The organism is Streptomyces sp. F001 (assembly GCF_004187715.1).
Classification (GTDB): domain Bacteria; phylum Actinomycetota; class Actinomycetes; order Streptomycetales; family Streptomycetaceae; genus Streptomyces; species Streptomyces flavusporus.
Genome location: NZ_QZWF01000019.1, coordinates 96768 through 113215, shown reverse-complemented (window position 1 = coordinate 113215; position 16448 = coordinate 96768). Strand labels below are relative to the sequence as shown.

General features: G+C 67.5%; 10 protein-coding genes and 3 pseudogenes. 4 read left to right on the top strand and 9 right to left on the bottom strand.

Going from position 1 to position 16448, the window contains the following annotated elements:
* Together StrepF001_RS36515 and StrepF001_RS36510 are read right to left on the bottom strand one after the other, a co-directional pair.
* On the bottom strand, nucleotides 1-1790 hold a 1790-nt coding region (locus StrepF001_RS36515), incomplete at its 3' end, for an ATP-binding protein (protein WP_129802455.1).
* 489 nt (nucleotides 1791-2279) lie between these two features.
* Nucleotides 2280-2619: pseudogene (locus StrepF001_RS36510) on the bottom strand (MBL fold metallo-hydrolase); the annotation flags it as partial.
* A 207-nt stretch (nucleotides 2620-2826) separates the two neighbouring features.
* Between StrepF001_RS36510 and StrepF001_RS36505 the strand changes: the two are divergent.
* The 3 genes from StrepF001_RS36505 to StrepF001_RS36495 all read left to right on the top strand — a co-directional run bounded on the left by StrepF001_RS36505 (nucleotide 2827) and on the right by StrepF001_RS36495 (nucleotide 6265).
* Nucleotides 2827-3822, top strand: coding sequence for a LacI family DNA-binding transcriptional regulator (locus StrepF001_RS36505; RefSeq protein ID WP_165396479.1), 996 nt, complete (start codon nucleotides 2827-2829; stop codon nucleotides 3820-3822).
* A 398-nt stretch (nucleotides 3823-4220) separates the two neighbouring features.
* Nucleotides 4221-4706 carry an RpiB/LacA/LacB family sugar-phosphate isomerase gene (locus StrepF001_RS36500; protein ID WP_129802453.1) on the top strand — a complete coding sequence of 162 codons (486 nt, stop codon included), beginning with the start codon at nucleotides 4221-4223 and terminating at the stop codon, nucleotides 4704-4706.
* 173 nt (nucleotides 4707-4879) lie between these two features.
* Nucleotides 4880-6265: an MFS transporter gene (locus StrepF001_RS36495; protein ID WP_129802452.1), complete on the top strand. Its 1386-nt coding sequence runs from the start codon at nucleotides 4880-4882 to the stop codon at nucleotides 6263-6265.
* A 253-nt stretch (nucleotides 6266-6518) separates the two neighbouring features.
* Here StrepF001_RS36495 and StrepF001_RS36490 read toward each other — a convergent pair whose 3' ends face one another.
* The 7 genes and pseudogenes from StrepF001_RS36490 to StrepF001_RS48665 all read right to left on the bottom strand — a co-directional run.
* Nucleotides 6519-7268 carry a transposase family protein gene (locus StrepF001_RS36490; RefSeq protein WP_129802451.1) on the bottom strand — a complete coding sequence of 250 codons (750 nt, stop codon included), beginning with the start codon at nucleotides 7266-7268 and terminating at the stop codon, nucleotides 6519-6521.
* 118 nt (nucleotides 7269-7386) lie between these two features.
* A pseudogene (locus StrepF001_RS48670) lies at nucleotides 7387-7530 on the bottom strand (MBL fold metallo-hydrolase); the annotation flags it as partial.
* A gap of 180 nt (nucleotides 7531-7710) precedes the next feature.
* Complete coding sequence (locus tag StrepF001_RS36480) at nucleotides 7711-7962, bottom strand: hypothetical protein (protein WP_206307051.1); 252 nt, start codon at nucleotides 7960-7962, stop codon at nucleotides 7711-7713.
* Between the two features lie 76 nt (nucleotides 7963-8038).
* Complete coding sequence (locus StrepF001_RS36475; protein ID WP_129802450.1) at nucleotides 8039-9133, bottom strand: MBL fold metallo-hydrolase; 1095 nt, start codon at nucleotides 9131-9133, stop codon at nucleotides 8039-8041.
* The gene (locus tag StrepF001_RS36470) at nucleotides 9130-9840 is read right to left on the bottom strand and encodes a response regulator (protein ID WP_129802449.1); all 711 of its coding nucleotides are present in this window, start codon (nucleotides 9838-9840) and stop codon (nucleotides 9130-9132) included. Before StrepF001_RS36470 ends, StrepF001_RS36475 begins: the two co-directional genes overlap by 4 nt.
* 2 nt (nucleotides 9841-9842) lie before the next feature.
* The gene (locus tag StrepF001_RS36465; protein ID WP_129802448.1) at nucleotides 9843-12053 is read right to left on the bottom strand and encodes a sensor histidine kinase; all 2211 of its coding nucleotides are present in this window, start codon (nucleotides 12051-12053) and stop codon (nucleotides 9843-9845) included.
* An 836-nt stretch (nucleotides 12054-12889) separates the two neighbouring features.
* Nucleotides 12890-13235 (bottom strand): annotated as a pseudogene (locus StrepF001_RS48665) (MBL fold metallo-hydrolase); the annotation flags it as partial.
* Between the two features lie 289 nt (nucleotides 13236-13524).
* On the opposite strand from StrepF001_RS48665, the gene StrepF001_RS36445 reads away from it, so the two are divergent.
* Nucleotides 13525-16248, top strand: coding sequence for a tetratricopeptide repeat protein (locus StrepF001_RS36445; RefSeq protein WP_129802447.1), 2724 nt, complete (start codon nucleotides 13525-13527; stop codon nucleotides 16246-16248).
* The last annotated feature ends 200 nt before the right edge of the window (nucleotides 16249-16448 follow it).

Below are 16448 nucleotides of genomic sequence, written 5' to 3'. Positions count from 1 at the left end.
ACTGCCGTGTGCGGGCCCGTGTCGGCGGGGGCTCGGTGGGCGGCGGCCGTGGGGGCGGACTCCGTGTTCTGCTGGGCCTCGGCGAGGCCGATACCGCGTTGGAAGGCCGCCATCAGGCCGGGGTCGTGGCCGACGACGGGCTCGGTGTCCTGCCGTGGGGCCGGTCCGCCGCGCAATTGGGGTGCGATGTGTTCCTGGGCGCGGCGACGGGGCAGTTGGGGCTTGCCCATGGTGCCGCGGACCGCGCCGCCTCGGGGCATGGGCGGCGTCGCCGTGTGCTCGGCGACGACCGCACGCTCGCCGGGCCTGATGCCGGGCACCGCCTCCGCCGGGTTGGGCCGCTCCTCAGCTCCGCGCACCGGCAGGGGCGTCGGTCGGCTGCCGGTGGCCGGTGCGGTGTCCGGCGGCCGCGAGTGCCCGGTGACAGGTTGCCCGGTGGGGGCGGCCGTGTCGGTTCGGGTGTGCGAAGGCTGCAGGTGGGACGGCGGTACGGGGGCTGCTCGGCGCGCGCTCGTGGCCTCCCGCGGCTGCCGCCCCTCGACCGCGCCGTCCTGCACGGGGGGTACGGCGCCCAGGGCACCCGGCGGGGTGCCCAGCAGGGCCTGCGGCACGACGAGTACGGCCTGTACCCCGCCGTAGATGTTGCTCTGCAGCCGGACGGTGATGCCGTGCCGTCGGGCGAGCTGCGAGACGACGAACAACCCGATGCGGCCGTCCGCGAGCAGTCGCGCGACATTGACCTGGTCGGGGTCGGTGAGCAGGGCGTTCATCTTGTTCTGCTCGGCGACCGGCATACCGAGGCCGCGGTCCTCGACCTCGACGGCCAGTCCCGAGGTGACGAGGCTGGCGCGCAGCAGCACCTGAGTGTGCGGGGCGGAGAACACGGTGGCGTTCTCGACGAGTTCGGCCAGCAGGTGGATCACGTCGGCGACCGCGTGGCCGCGCAGGGTGCCGTCGATGGGCGGCACGAGTTTCACCCGTGAGTACTGCTCGACCTCGGCGATCGCCGAGCGCAGCACCTCGGTCATGGAGACCGGGTTGCTCCACTGCCGACGGGAGACGGCGCCGCCGAGCACGGCGAGGTTCTCGGCGTGGCGGCGGACGCGGGTGGCGAGGTGGTCGACGTGGAAGAGGCCCTTGAGCAGGTCGGGGTCCTCGATCTCGTTCTCCAGCTCGTCGAGGATCGCGATCTCGCGGTGCACCAGCGACTGCAGCCGTCGCGCGAGGTTGACGAAGACCTCCAGCTTCTGTTCGCTGCCGGCCTGGCTGGAGAGCTGGGCGGCCTGCACGACGGCGGTGACGGCGCCGTCGTGCGCGCGGGCCAGGTCGGCGGCGAGCAGTTCGAAGTCGTCGGCATCCTCGGGGGGTCCGCCGCGCGGCTTGCGCTGGGGCGGGACCTCGCCGCGGCGCAACGCCTCGACGAGCGCCCGCAGATCGGCCTCACGGCGGGCGCTGCTGCGGCGCAGGGCACCGACGCGTTCGTGCACGGACCGGGCGGTCCGGCCGGCGGCGACGGCGGCGATCACGATACCGGCGAGCGTCACACAGACCGCTCCGGCGAGTACGCCCCACAGAGTGAGGCTGCTGCGGGCGCCGGTGGAGCGGACGGTGAACAGGACGGCGGCGCAGGCGCTGAGGGCAACCGCGACGGGGGGCAGTACGGCCAGGCGCAGCAGTTGGGGCCGTATGTGGGCCTCGGGCAGCGAGGGGACGGTACGGGCGACCGGCCGTCCGTGCCGTCCGCCCTCGCGGCGGTCTGCGCGTGCGGCCGGTGCGCGGAGGTGTGACATCGGTGTCCTCGTACTGGTCCGTCGGTCGGGGCCTTGAGTGGCCCGGTCTGCGTGACTCGGGCATGCGGCATCGCGGCGCCGGTCGAGAGAGCCGACGAAACCGGCCCTGCGTCGCCCGACGGACACTCACCGTAGTCGCCAACGCATCATGTGCGGTGGGCAGTTGACAAAGTCCTACGGCAAGCGTCCCACTCTGGTATGAGACCTCGTACGACAGACCGATAAGCCCGCCGGACGCTCCGTATCGAATGGCGCACCGAACGATCGGACCTGGTCAGAAGCGGTCACGAAGAGACGGAGGGGGTTGGGGAGCTCTGAACTCCCCGACCCCCTCCGTCTGTCGGTTTCCTCGCTCGCCGGGGACGGCCGCGAGGCTTGCCGAGCGCCCGTGCCGCCCGCCCGGCCCCGTGGAACATCACCGGTCGTCACCGTGCTGGTCAGCGGCCGCTGCCACCGGTCAGCAGGTGAGCCGTGACGGGACCTCGACCGTCACCCCTGACCCGCCAGGCCGAGGTCACCGGCCGGGCGATGCCGTCACCGCTCCCGTCGGACGGCGCCACGCGTGCGGCAGAGGCGCGGACACCGCTCGCCACCACGGGTCGACCGGAAGCTCCTCGGCCGGCTCGAAGGGCCCACCGGGACGGGGGGACGCCGCCGCCCGCCCCGCCGGCTCGGCGGCGTCCATCACCCACTCGCCGGGCTCGGCCCAGGCATGCGGGGCGAGGTTGAAGGTCCCCCAGTGGATCGGCAGCAGCACGCCGCCCGGCTCCCCACCCTGAAGGTCGAGGTGGGCGCGCATGCCCTCGTCCGGAGTCATGTGGATGTCGGGCAACATGACGCTCTATCAGGTGTCAGAACTTCGGCCACATGCCGAGCCGGCACATCCAGGCGGCGGCACAAAGCGACGGTGCCGCCCGGTGGCTCGGGGCGCGCCCTACGGTGCTGCGTTTGTTTCGACCCTTGCCCATTCCGCGATCGATGTGCGATCTTAGTCTCATTCCATTCATGGAAACGTTTCCACAAGGAGGTGGGGCGGATGGCCACGATCAAGGATGTCGCGGCACGAGCCGGCGTCGCGCTCGGTACCGCATCCCGTGTACTCAGCGGCAGCAGTCAGACTTCGGCCGACTCCCGTGCCCGTGTGCTCGCGGCCGCGGCCGAGCTGGGATACATCGCCAACGGGCCCGCCCGTTCGCTGCGGCGTGCCCGTACCGACGTGCTGGGTCTGCTCGTCTCGGACATCCGTAACCCGTTCTTCTCCGAGCTGGCGCACGCCGCCGAGCAGGAGGCGCGCCGCCACGGATACACCGTGCTGCTGGCCAACGCGAACGAAGACGCCGAGCAGGCCGATGCATACCTTCGAACCTTCGCCGCTCAGCGCATCGACGGCCTGTTGTTCTCACCGCAGAGCACCGTCTCGCCGCAGGTCGCCGCCACGCTCGCGTCCGGACTGCCGCTTGTGTTCCTCAACCGCACGATCGAGGGTGTCGACGCCCCGCTGTACGGTACGGACAACGCTCAGGGCGTGCAGCAGGTGCTTGCCTGGCTCCAGCGCCGGGGCCACCGCGACGTCGCCTTCATCGGCGGCCCGGACTCGATCTCCACCGGCGCCGAGCGCCGCGCCGCCTACCTTGCCGGGCGCCAGGCACACGGCATCAGCACCGACGACAGACTGCTCGACGCCGGTGACTTCCTGGCCGACGGAGCGGCCGAGGCCATGTCCCGCATCCTCGACCGTGGCGTCACGTTCACGGCCGTGTTCGGCGCGAACGGCCTGACCACCCTGGGAGCCGTGCGCGCACTGCGTGAGCGGCTCGGCGCAGAGCAGGCCGCCCGCATCGAAGTCGTCTCCTTCGACGACCTCGACTGGTTCGAGTTCGCCTCGCCGCCCATCAGCGCGGTCCGCAACGATGCGTCGTCGATCGGCCGGCTCGGTGTACGCGGGCTCGTCGACCTCATCGCCGGCCGCGCCGCACTCGGGCAGCGCGTCCCCACCACCTTCGCCGACCGGTCCGCGCAGGACATCCGATGAGCATGCGGATCGCCCTCGACGCCGTCACCGAGGACGCCGGCTCCCTCAGCCATCCGCGTCGTCAAGGCGTAGCTGTCGCAGTCCACTCGGCCGAGGCCGGCGCCGTCGACGGTGATGCCTCCCTGCGCCCTTTCCTCACTCGCGATCCCGGCGTCTTCACTGGCGGAGCCGCCCAGGTGAAGAGCACCCCTGGGGGCCAGGTGGCCGTGCACCGCAACCGGGCCCGGCGCCGAGCGTGCAATGCCCGGCAAGGCCGTCGCCTGCGCTTACGCGATCGTGCAGCGTACGACCAACGGCCGCACAGCGCGCTCACCGCCGCTGTCACACCCGACCCAGCACCGCAACCTCCGTCCCCCCATCCGGCGGAAGGCAGTGCGCCCTTTCTGAAAGGACCACCGATGAAGGTCGCTCTCGGCGCGGACCACGCCGGATATCCGCTCAAGGATGCCGTCCGCCAGGCCATCGAGGCTCTCGGTCACGAGGTGATCGATTGCGGCACCCACAGCTGCGACCCTGTCGACTTCCCGGACATCACCCGCAGCACCTGCGAAGTTGTGCTCTCCGGCTCCGCCGATCGGGCGGTGCTCGTATGCGGCACCGGCCAGGGCGCCGTCATGGCCGCCAACAAACTGCCCGGCGTCCGCTGCGGCCTCGCCCACGAGCCCTACTCCGCCCACCAAGCAGTCGAGCACGACGACGCCAACGCCATCGCCATCGGGGCCTGGCTGGTCCCGCACGCACTCGTGCCCGAGATCGTCCGTGAGTTCCTCGGTGCTGTCTTCGACGACGACGAAGAAACCCGCCGCCGGGTCGCCAAGCTCAACGCGCTCGACGCCCTGACCCCGGCCCCTGACAAGCCGCCCGCACACCCCTTGAGCGGGTGAACTCTCTCCTTCGCTGACGCCGAAGGCCCCGCCCGCGAACGACTGCGCCGGGCGCCTGTTCGTCATGCCCAAAAGCACCCAGTCAAAGGATCCGGCCTCCCCCTCGTGCGGCCCCATCCTCCTCACTGCGTAGACGCCGGCTTCTCTCCGGCGACCCACCAAGGAGATCCCCCATGTCCACCAGCGTCCCCGCCGGACGGCGAAGCGTGCTCGGCTCCAAGGACCGCGTCAAGACAGCAGTCGCCGCGGGCCTCGGCACCAGCGTCGAGAACTACGACTTCATCGCATACGGCACCGCCTCCGCGCTCTACTTCGGAGCGGTCTTCTTCCCCGAGAGCGACCGGTTCGTCGGCACCCTGCTCTCCTTCGCCACTCTCGCCGTCGGTTTCGTCATGCGCCCGCTCGGAGGGGCCGTCGGCGGCTACTTCGCCGACAAGGTCGGCCGCAAACCCGTCCTCGTCACGGCGATGCTCGTCATGGGTGCCGCCACCTTCCTCATCGGCGCGCTGCCGACCTACGAACAGGTCGGTGTGCTCGCACCGATCCTGCTCGTGGCCCTCCGCATGCTTCAGGGCCTTGCGTTCGGTGCCGAATGGGGCGGTGCGATCACCATGGCCTACGAGCACGCGCCGTGGCACCGCCGCGGCATGTTCGCCGCGATCCCCCAGTCCGGCAACCCTCTGGGCATTGCGCTGGCCAGCGGCGTGTTCGCGTGGAGTGACACCCTCGACGGCAACTGGCAGTGGAGGACCCCCTTCCTGCTCAGCGCCGTCCTCGTGATTGTCGCGCTGATCGTACGTTCCCGACTCTCGGAATCCCCCGAATTCCAGGAGGCCCAGGCCAGCGGCAAGACCGAGAAGAACCCCCTCCTCGCGACCCTGGCCGGCGACTGGCGCGGCATCCTGCGTGTCATCGCCTTGCGCGTCGTGGAATCCTTCGCCTACTACTCCACCGCGACCTACCTGCTCAACTACATCACCGAACGCCATCCCGACCTCCGGCCCGTCGCCCTCAGCGCAATCACCGCCGCCAGCGTCCTCGCCATTGCGGTCACCTTCCTCGCCGGCGCACTCACCGACCGCATCGGACGCCGCCCCATCTACATAACGGCCTGTACGGCGGCGATCCTCTTCGCCTTCCCGATGTATCTGCTCACCAACTCCGCCCAACCCGCCCTGGTGGTGACGGTGTTCATCATCGGCATCGGCCTCATCCACGCATCACTCACAGGAACCCAGGGCTCTCTGCTCACCGAACAGTTCCGCACCGCAACTCGTACCTCGGGCGCCTCGCTCGGCTACCAAGTCGCCGCGGCCATCGGCGGCTTCGCGCCGCTGCTTGCCGCCGCCCTGGTAGGCGCCTTCGGATGGCCAGGCGCGGCGCTGCTCTATCTCGGCGCGGCCCTGATCGGCCTCGTCGGCATCCTCGCAACCAAGGAGACCTGGGGCCGCCATGAGCGGGAGCGCGTGCTCCGCCTCGTTGCAGAGGAAGGCCGTGCTCAGACCGCGGCAGGCACGCCGGCGAATGCCGTCCTGCCGCCCTCGCCCGGCTCTCGGTGAACTCACTTCTCCTCGTAGTGCGTCGTGGTGTGCTCTCTGTGCCGCATCGCCACTCGCCGGCGGGGTCGACGCCGCGTCGCCGGCCTCGGTCTGATCGTCATCGACCTGGCGGGCCTGGACGACACCATGTATGCCGTCCAAGCCGCGATCGTCGGATCGTGGGCGAGTGCGGCAGCCGGGCGCGCCACCCGAATCCGGCTGGCCCTTGTGCGGTTGTGCCTGTACGTCGACTTGCGGCAATCACTGAGCTCTTTCAATGTTGCCGCTCCAGGGTGAGGACGGCCTTGGCGATTGACGTCATTCGATTCGGGCTGCATCGCGCCTTGCGGAAGATCTTCCAGGTCTTCAGGCGGGCCGGTCCGCGTTCGACGGCTGCCCGGGTCCGCGACAGCGCTCGGTTGACGGTCTGCTGGGTCGGGGTCAGCTCGCCTCCGGGCGGGCGCCGTCGTGGGGTGGTGACCCAGGAACCGGCCCCGATGTAGGCGCAGTCGGCCAGGATCGGAACGCCCTGACGTTCGCAGATCCGGATGATCCGGTGGGTGCGGGCGGCGGTCAGGTCGTGGGTGCGTCCGGGCAGGGCCGGGGAGATCCACAGCAGTCGTCCGTCCGGGTCGCTCACCAGCTGGAGGTTCACTCCGTGCCGGCGGTGCTTGGCGGAGTAGTCGCTGCGGCTGTCGCCGACTCGGTCGCACTCGGCGAGCGTGCCGTCGAGCAGGACGTAGTCCGGGTCCGCCTCCCGTAGGGCTTTCAGCAGGCCCGGTGCGCGTTCGGCGAGCAGGTCGACGGCAGCTGAGGTGTAGGCGTGGGCCGTGCCGACCGAGATCTGGAAGGCCTCGGCGATCTGTGCCAGGGGCTCGTGCTTGCGCAGGTAGACCAGAGCGACCAGCGCACGCTGGGACGGACGGAGTTTGCAGCGGCGGTCACCCTCACGGGTGACGATGAGCATCGTGAGCCACTCGACGAGAGCGTGCGGCAGGTCGAGTACGGCAGGATGGGGAACCAACAGGGCTCCAGCGCTGATGAGTTGAGACTTCGAACACCTCCCTCAACAGCACCGGGGCCCTGTCCGTTTCGCACCCGCAGCCCGTCACCCGATCAGTGGCCACCCTGAAAACGCTCAATGTTCCCCAGTGGATCGGCAGCATGACACCGCTCGGCTGGCCTTGCTGCAGGTCAAGGTGGCTCTGGACCCCTTGCGAGGGGTTCATGTGAATGTCCGGCCACGCGCCGGGCAGCGGCGTAGAATCCGTGTGGTTCTTGGGCCACAAGCCGTTCTTGATTCTCTTAGCCTCCAAAGGGCGTTGCGCGAGCCATCGGCCGGTCCTACGTTGACGGCGGTGGATCGGGTCAAGGCGCGATGAACAGGCCGGGCTCAGGTTCGATAAGGGGTGCCGCGGCCGATGACGCGCTTGAGCTTGGTGCCAGTGTTTTCGACGTGATGGTTCTCAGTGGGTGTTCTCTGAGCCTTCACACGGATTTGTCAGTCCGGGCATGGTGAACAGGCCGGGTTCGGGTTCGGTGAGGATGCCGCGGCTCACGAGGCGTTTGACCTTAGCCCGGGCTCCTTCGACGTGCCGATTCCCGGTGCCGGTGCCCAGGGCTTCGCAGAAGTCCTGGGCCCGTAGGCCGTGCTCGCCATCCTCGAACAGGGCGAGGATCTGTCGGCATACAGACGGCAGCGGCTCGGAGCCGCGCACTTGGGTGTGGTTGGACTCCGCTCCGTTATACCAACACGGTCTGGGCCGAGATACAGCTGACTTCGTCCACTTGCTGTTATCTGACGCTGTTGCCAGCTGCAGGGTTCGGGATCGACGACGCCCCCGCGCGGCATAACGGCAACGATCCTGCCCCCGCCCCTGACGCCAGCGCGAACACGAACTCGCCATGGCGAGAAAGCGGCGGCGCATACTGAAAGCCGTTCTCGGTGCGGGTGATCACGATGCTGCCCGCGCAGCAGCGACTCGTCGAGCGGCCACGGGCCATAGCCTTGGAGAGGTGCCCCTCGGGTGGCGGCGGAGAGCCCGCCTCGTGGCAATGGACCGACAGTTGCGTGCAGGCGATGTGTGCGTCGGGTGCTGCCGCCCGTACGCCTTCGATAATCTCCGGTCGCGGATTGGCCGTTCGGCCGCTCGTCCCCATCGAGAAGATCACCATGCGCGGGCCGACCGCGGACGTGAGCGAGCGGGCGAACTCCACCGGATTCATAGCCCCGGGGAGGCCGCCGTGATGCGGGAAGACGAGAACCTCCGCGCAGAGTTGCTGACTCCGGCGATCCAAGATGTCCCGCAAGCCGACGCCGTCGATGTCACTGGCGAGGAGCACGGCCGCCGCGCCGTCGAGATGGATCCGGATGACGGCGGACATGGTGTTGCTCGTCACCGTGCCGAACCGGGCATCGCGCGTGCGCGGACCCGAGAGCGCCATCAGCGATCGAGGATGACACACTTCGAGCTCCGCCCGGCCCACCCGGATGGGAAGGCCCGTATCCGTAGATACGGGAAGGATGCCCGTAATACGTTTGTCGTCCCTCAGGAGCTGCAGAGTTTCCTGCAGGTGCCGCCACGCCCGCGTGTCCTTGGACGCGTCGGTGTTGACCCGGACGCGGCCGAGCGACCACCGCGGGTCCAGGAGGAGCCTGTTCATTCCCGCGATGTGATCGTTGTCGACGTGCGAGACGATGACTTCCTCTAGGTCCGTGCAGCCGAGTCTTTCGAGTTCGGCGTGCGTGGTGTCGTCCGCAGCGTCGACAACCGCGCACCGTTGCCCGTCACGGACGATGGCGGAGTTGCCATGACCGACATCCAGGATCGTGACCGCGAGGTCGTCCTCGGAAGATGCGCTCTGACGGGGAAGAAATGGAACGGTCACAGGGCGCGGACTTCCTCGGACAGTTGGGGGGCCAGGGAGATGTGTGCGAAGCAGAGGTCCTCAGCCCGAGGGGCGTAGCAGTTGACCTCTGCCCGCAACCAGGTGCCGGGCAGCAGGGCGTCGGCCGGAATCCCGGTGTCTTCCTCGAAGCGCAGCAGCGGCAGTTGCGCCACCTGCGTCAGGCTCCAGCCACTGACCAGCACTTCGGCATACGGTGCTTCGCCTGCCGGGTGCACGGCGAGGACCTCGATCGGGGTGCGGAACCGGCTCCGCTCCCGTGACCACTTGCCGGCCGCCTCTTCGAGAGCGTATCGGACGGCGCCGAGGACTTCTTCGTCGTCGGCCTGCTTGGGGACGACTGCGGGGATGTCGGCCCGCCATCGGTGGATGGATGATGCCTCGTGGGTGCCTACATGCGAACTCATGACAATGGCCGGGAGCTTGTGAGGGCGGCTGTTGGCCCGGGCGGCGAGCTCCGCTCCCGTGAATGCGACCGTCCAACTGTTGCGCAACTGGTGGTCGCAGACGAGTACGTCCAGAGGGGGGAGTGTCGACAGATACTCCTCTGCCGTGGCGCGGGGAAGTGGCCGGGGCATAATCAGCGCCTGCATGTCGAAGTCTTCGAAGAGTCGGCCAAGGGCTTCTGCGTCGGCCTTCACGTCGTCCACGATGCCGACCTTGTGGACATCCTCAAGGTGCAGAGCCATCGTCACTCCTCCCGTTCGTCGGTCGTGGTCCCGGCAGGGGGAGCCGACGTCGTCGAGGCAGGCAACTCGACCAGTAGCCGGGCTCCTCCTAGAGGGCCGTTTCTGAGCGCTTTCTGGCGTCCCGACATGTCGCCAACCGTGTCACGGACGATGGTCAGACCCAGGCCTGTCCCACCGTCTCGGGTGGTGAATCCGGGAACCCAAATCTCTTCGGTCGAGGCGTCCCGGATTCCTGGGCCCGAGTCATCCACGGTTAGGCGGATCCACGGAGCGTCCTTATCGACGAAGGAGCGGGTCGCGAGGTGGATCCTGCGCTCAAGGCCGCCGTCCGTACGCGTCAGTGCGTGGATGGAGTTGACGAGCAGATTGGAGACGATGGATTCGATCGCAGCCTCGTAGGTTCGTACGCGGAGGTTCTGGCCATCGAGATCATGGGTGACGTGAATACAGCGGTCACTGAGGAAGTTGTGGAACAGGCGCAATGTGGTCAGGCACACTTCGTCGATGTCGACGTATGTCAGATCGCGCTTCCTGCGGACAAGGAGTTCCAGGGGTAGTTTCGCGAAGATTTGCAAGGTGCGGGCCCCGTCCATGATGGCACTCAGAGACGGTTTGTAGCGGTCGTCGACGGTTGCCGGATCGATGTCACGACGCACCCTCCGGTCGACCGTGCGCGCTTCCTGCAGGATGCGATCAGCGGGCTGCTGCGCCTCGTGGGCGAACACGGAGGTACTCGTTCCCACAGTGGCGAGGGCCCGGTAGAGGAGCAGCTCGGATTGGAGATCCTTAATCTCTCGCAGACGCTGATCCGCGAGGAGCTGCGAGGTGGTCAAGATGCGTTGAACCGACGCACGGTCAAAGTTGCCATCTAGGCGACCCTGGTTGTTTGAGAGCTGCTCCTCAAGAGCCTTCTTTGCTTCGGTGAAGTCGGCCTCGGCGTCGGCCGTCTGCTCCTTCGCGCGCTTACGTTGTTCTTGCCGTTCGGCTTCGCGAATCTGACGACGGCGCTGTGATGCCCATTCGATCGCGGACCGGGCGAACTCACGTAGCTCACCGAAGGCGGCGTTCTGGACGAAACCGCTACGGTCCGTCTTCGGCTGGAGGCGATCTTCCGGGTCATTGACGATCAGCGCCCCTACGGAGTTGTTTGTGTAGGGCCGGAATTCGGAGAGCACAGCACGACGGACGTTGATGCTCAGCCAGTCGTCGTCAGGGTCCCCATAGGGCTGGACTCGCAGACCATGGTGATACAGGTGCACACCGCCGACGTCGGCAAGCCAGTTCTTAATCTCCGGTGTTGGCTGGATTGAGTCACGCAGGGCGACCGAATGCCTTGGGTTGAGGTTGAACATCCACAGATCGAACTTGGCCGCAGGGGCACTGGTGAAAAGGCGCGGGCCGCCGGTGGCGGTCGTCTGGCGTCGGCCTCCGGCGGCTGCGGACCGAAGGTCGCTCGCCGTTGCGGTGCCGATCAGATTTCCTTGATGATCCCTGAGTTCTGCCGACTGGCTGCCATCCGCAGCGAGCCGTCCCGACAAATGGAACTCCGCCCACTGTAGGTGTGCATCCGTCACGGCCGAGGTGAGGTCCTCATACCCGAACGCCGTTTGATTCCAGAGAATTTTGAAGGTCGACTCGGTCTGAAACGGGCCCGTGAGCAGCGTGAGCGAGCGCGTCAGTCGCTCGACATCGGCGACGCTCAGCCCCTGCCGGAGATCGTGTATCTCGATACGAGTTCCCACGCGGGCGTGAGGCGGGACGTCTCGGAGTTCGAGCGCTACGTCCTCCACCGCGTGAGCGGAGTCGAGTTCGTCCCAGTCAATACCCAGGGTGTACTGCACCCCTGGGGTCGCCGCGGATCGTGTCGTGACCTTCACACGCCGGCCCAGGCGAAGCGCTGCCAGACGCCCGAGTCCCTTCTCGCCGACCCGCCTTCGCCCGCTGCGGGTGAACGGCGACGACGGTTTCCTCGAACTGCCGATGAGCAGGAAGTCGGAGGTGAGCTCGGCATCGGTCATACCATGCCCGTTGTCCGAAACGATGATCGAGCCGCCAGTGCGCGCGGAGTCGACCAACTCGATGCTGCACTCGGTGGCGTCGGCGTCGTACGCGTTGCGTACCAACTCCATGATCCCCATGTCCGGATGCGGAACGAGCTCTTCACCGAGACGCGTGAGGATCTTGGGCGCGAAGCGCAGATGATGCCTGGCCAACCGGCGCCGCCTCTCGTGAGCAGATAGGATCCCAGCATGCTAGCTACATAAAGCCCGTGCAAGTGAAGTCCTGCGATGTTAATCGTAGTTCGCCAAAAGCGGCAGTAGAGATCAAGGCCGTGTCCGGTGGTGACTGCGTCGATCAGCGACTGAAGCTCGGAGGTCGGGTCTTTGTCCGTCCAGGCTTGCCACGACCGGGGGAGGGTGATGACGAGGTTGAGCCAGGAGCGGATGGCCCGTAAAACCATTGGTCAGCAGAGCTGTTGATATTGAGATTCGGCTGGTCCCCCGCTCTGGCCCGCCGTCGGGGCATGGGTCGGGCGCGGTGGCATCCAGGTGTCCGGGTGGGGCGAACCACTGGTTCCAGCAGAAGGAGAAGGCGCAGTTGACGAGGGTTTGGTGGTGGCGGATGGCGCGGTCGGAGCGGACCTGGAGGTTGCCCCAGCCGAGGTCGTCGCACCGGCCACTGGCTCTACCCCGCCAGGGAGGTGATGGTCTTATTCCGTTCCCGCGGCGCCAGCAGCCCGGTCAGGTACTCGCGAGACTGCCGAGCGCTGGGCCAGGGCGAAGAAGAGGTCGTCAAACCGGGCCGCATACTCCTCCAACGGCCCCGGCGCAGGCGGACATGGACGACGAGTAGTCATTTTGAGCCTTCAGCAGGGCAACTGACTTCTACCACCGGCCTACGATCCATCTGACCGGCCGTCAACCCGCACCACCGCCCTATTTAACGAACGACCGGTAAGCGCGGAGCCGACTGTCGCGCCCCTCTGCCGAGGGCCGCTCCAGTGTCCGGAGCATCTCTTCGAGACCGTCCCTGGTGTTCTCGACCGACGTCACCGCTCATCAGCGAGGTCGAGGTCCCCCCCTTGCTCGTCCCGGCCACACCCTCAGCAGTCCGCGGACGCCGCCACGGATGCGAGATCGGCTGCGACACTGCCCGCCACCACGCCTCCACCGGCAGCCTCCCCGCCGACTCGAACGGCTCACCCGGTCGCGGGAACGCCACCGCCTGACCCATCTTCTCGGCCACATCCTTCGTCCACTCCCCCGGCTCCGCCCACGCATGGAAAGCCAGGTTGAAGGTCCCCCAGTGGATCGGCAGCAGAACCCGCCCGGACCGCCTCCCTGCAGGTCAAGATGGGCCGGCACCCCCTGGGCGGGCGACATGTGATTGTCTGGCTAGGCCCTGGGCAGCGGCGTAGAATCCGTGTGGTTCTTGGGCAATATGACGCTCTATCAGGTCCAAGCCTTCGACCACACCGTGGTGTCCCAACCTCTTCGAGATCCGAGTGGGCGTTGTGCGAGTCACCAGGTGTCGTCCGGGTTGACTCCGACCCGCACGACGGCCAGCCAGGTCAAGATGTGACCCGACCCTGCAGCAGTCCCAATTGGCTTTCTTCTGCTTTGCTGGCCGGGCCTCTCGGGCTCATGCCATCATGCGATCACGCTGATTTCATGGGGGACGGGCATGGCGGAACAGGTCGGGTCGCGCCGGAACACGGTTGTCTTTGCCGGTGCGGCTTTCGGCGCCGCGGCCCTCGGCACCACCGGAGACCTGATTTTCAACGTCCTCCAAGGGACGGCGGCGAAGGTGGTCTCGATCGGGGCCACGGTCGCGACGGGTGGTCTCGTGGCTTACCAGGCACTTAAGGCCCAGCGCGAGGGCCTAGAACAGGCTGTGGTCAGCGTCTGGACGCGTCGGCATCAACTACCTCCGCAGGAGCCACTGGTAGGGCGGCAGGAACTGCTCAATGTGCTGTTCACGCTTCTGAGCGATGTCCCTGCCCCCGCACGCAGTGCCCTGCCGGTGAACTCGGCGGTAAGTCGGTCGAAGATCGTCGTGGTGCACGGGGCGCCTGGCGTGGGGAAGACCGCGCTGGCACTCACCGCAGCACATCGGGTCCAGAGCTTTTACCCTGACGGCCAGTTGTACGTCAACCTAAGGGGTGACGGCGACGCCCCCAAGCCCAGCGCGAGGGCGCTGGAAGACCTCCTGGAGAGTCTTGGCGTTGATCACGCCGACATCCCGGGAGATGTCGACAGTCGTTCGGCCATGCTCCGCAACCTCACCAACGACCTGAGGTTGCTGTTGGTCCTCGACAACACCCACAGCACAGAGCAGGTTCGGCCGCTACTCCCAGTGGGAGCAGGATGTTCGGTACTCATCACCAGTCGCAGGCCACTCTCTGCGGGCATGACCCAGAGCCGGCCAATTCCGGTGGCGCTTCCTGACGAGAACGAGGCTCTGGAGGTATTGAGCCACTACGCAGGTCGGGAGCGCATCTTAGGGGACCCGGCAACGGCTCTGGCGATCACGAAGTTCTGCGACCGGCTTCCCCTGGCGTTACGCATCGTGGGTGCGAAGGTCCGCCAGACCAACTCGAGCCTTCGGGACATGCTGGCGTTACTGGAGGCCGAGGACGACCGGTGGGACACACTGGAATTCGAGGGCGACAGCCTGCATCGGGTGCTGATGGTCACCTACCGGGACCTGGCTGAGCAGACCCGGGCGGCACTCGGCCTGATTTCCGTACTGCCGGTCGGGGAGATCTCGGACTGGCATTTCAGGAGCGTGGCCCGGTCCCGGGGGACGGCCTTCTCGGTGAGGGAGGAACTACTCCAGACCGGCCTGATGGAAAGGCACTCCGGCGATGAGTCGCAGGAGGAAACGGCCGCCGCATCCGCCGGTTACCGGGTGCACGACCTGGTCAGGGTCTTCGCGGCGGAGCAGCATGAGCAACTGCCGCCGGAGGAGCGACAGCAGCACGAGGCCCGGATGGTCCGGGCCTACCGTGATGCCGCGGTGGCGCTGGCCGCGAGGCGGGCCCCGGAGCTCCAGGGGGAGGTTCCCTCCGAGGTGGTGGACGAGTTCGCCCAGGAGTCCGCCGCTGGGTGGATGTCCACCGAGGAGGACAGAATCCGCGAGGCCATCGCCCGTGGCAAGAGCCTCGGTATGCACGCCGAGGCCGCCGACCTTGGTGAGGCACTCTCGTACTTCCTCGACGACATCAGCCTCCCCGCCGGGTCCGCCGACTGGTTGTTCGAGGCGCATCCGTCCGAGACCCGCGTCCGTGTCCTTGCCGGCCTGAGGCGTGCTCGGGCAATGGCTGCCCTGGCAGAGGGCTCGCCGGACACCGCGCTGGCCCTGCTCGCCCCGGCTCTGGAACCGGTCGACGGCAGTGCCACTTCGGTGGTGGGTCCTCGGGACGAGTCGGTGGTTGCGCGGGCGTACGCCGCGAAACAGGATTTCAGATTGGCACATGACCACATGGCGACAGCCGTCAACGATCTTCGTCAAGCCGACGACGTGTGGCACGTTCTCAACTCGCTGGAGAAGCTGGGCGAGTTCCAACGGTGGCGCGGGGACCCTGAGGGCGCGGAACGGAGCCAGGCAGATGCTCTCCAACTAGCGGAGCGCTCCGGGGACGTACGCGCCAGGGCCAGACTACGGCGTACCCTGGCGGAGACCCTCGGCTACTTGCGCCGGCCGGAAGAGGCGGCCCCACTGCTGGAGGCCGCGATCCGTGACTTCCGGATTCTCAAGGACCGCAGGTGGGAGGGAGCGAGCCTCTACGCCTTGGGGAAGATCTACCGGCTCCTCGGCAGGCGCCAGGAGGCTCTGGACCGGTATACCCGGGCTGAGGAGATCTTCGGCCCCATGGGCGAGCGGCACTGGGTCGGGCGCGTCAACAATGCTCGGATCCGTGTCCTGGCGGGAATGGGCTCCCTCGACCAGGCAGCAGCAACGGCCAACGCCGCACTGCGCACGTTCGAGGAGTTGGGTGACGAGATGTGGCAGGCGCACACCCAGCGGGACATCGGATGGCTGCACATCAAGGCAGGACGGGCGGATACCGCTGTCGACCCGCTCACTTATGCGGTTGAGGTGACGGAACGGGCGGGAGATGCCTACGCCGGTTCCATGGCCCTGCATCTCCGAGGCGTCGCCTACCGGGAGCTTGGGAGGTACGCGGAGGCCCACGCCGATTTCGAGGCGGCCCTCGGCGTCTACCGCTCCGGCGCCTACCAGTGGAACGAAGCAGCGGTCACGCAGGACGTCGTGATCGCACTCCGCGCGGAGAGCAGAACGGCGGACGCTGACCGCTTGGCGGAGGCCACCGAGTCTGCCAACCCCATCTTCGCCCGCATGCGCGGTCGTGACGGCGCGGTGGCTGTACCCGACGAGGAATGACGTATGACTCGTGTGGTGGCCCGCATTGGGCCCATGGCGGTTGAAGCGCAGGTGTGGGCAGGTTCCACTGCTGACCACTTTCCGATGTGGAACAGCGCCCAGAGACCTGACTCGCGCTCTGCCCCGGGCGCTGTCGTCGGCGGAGGACTGTAAAACTAACGGCCCTGTCTCACTTTTCGGTGGAGGAATCGTCAAGACCT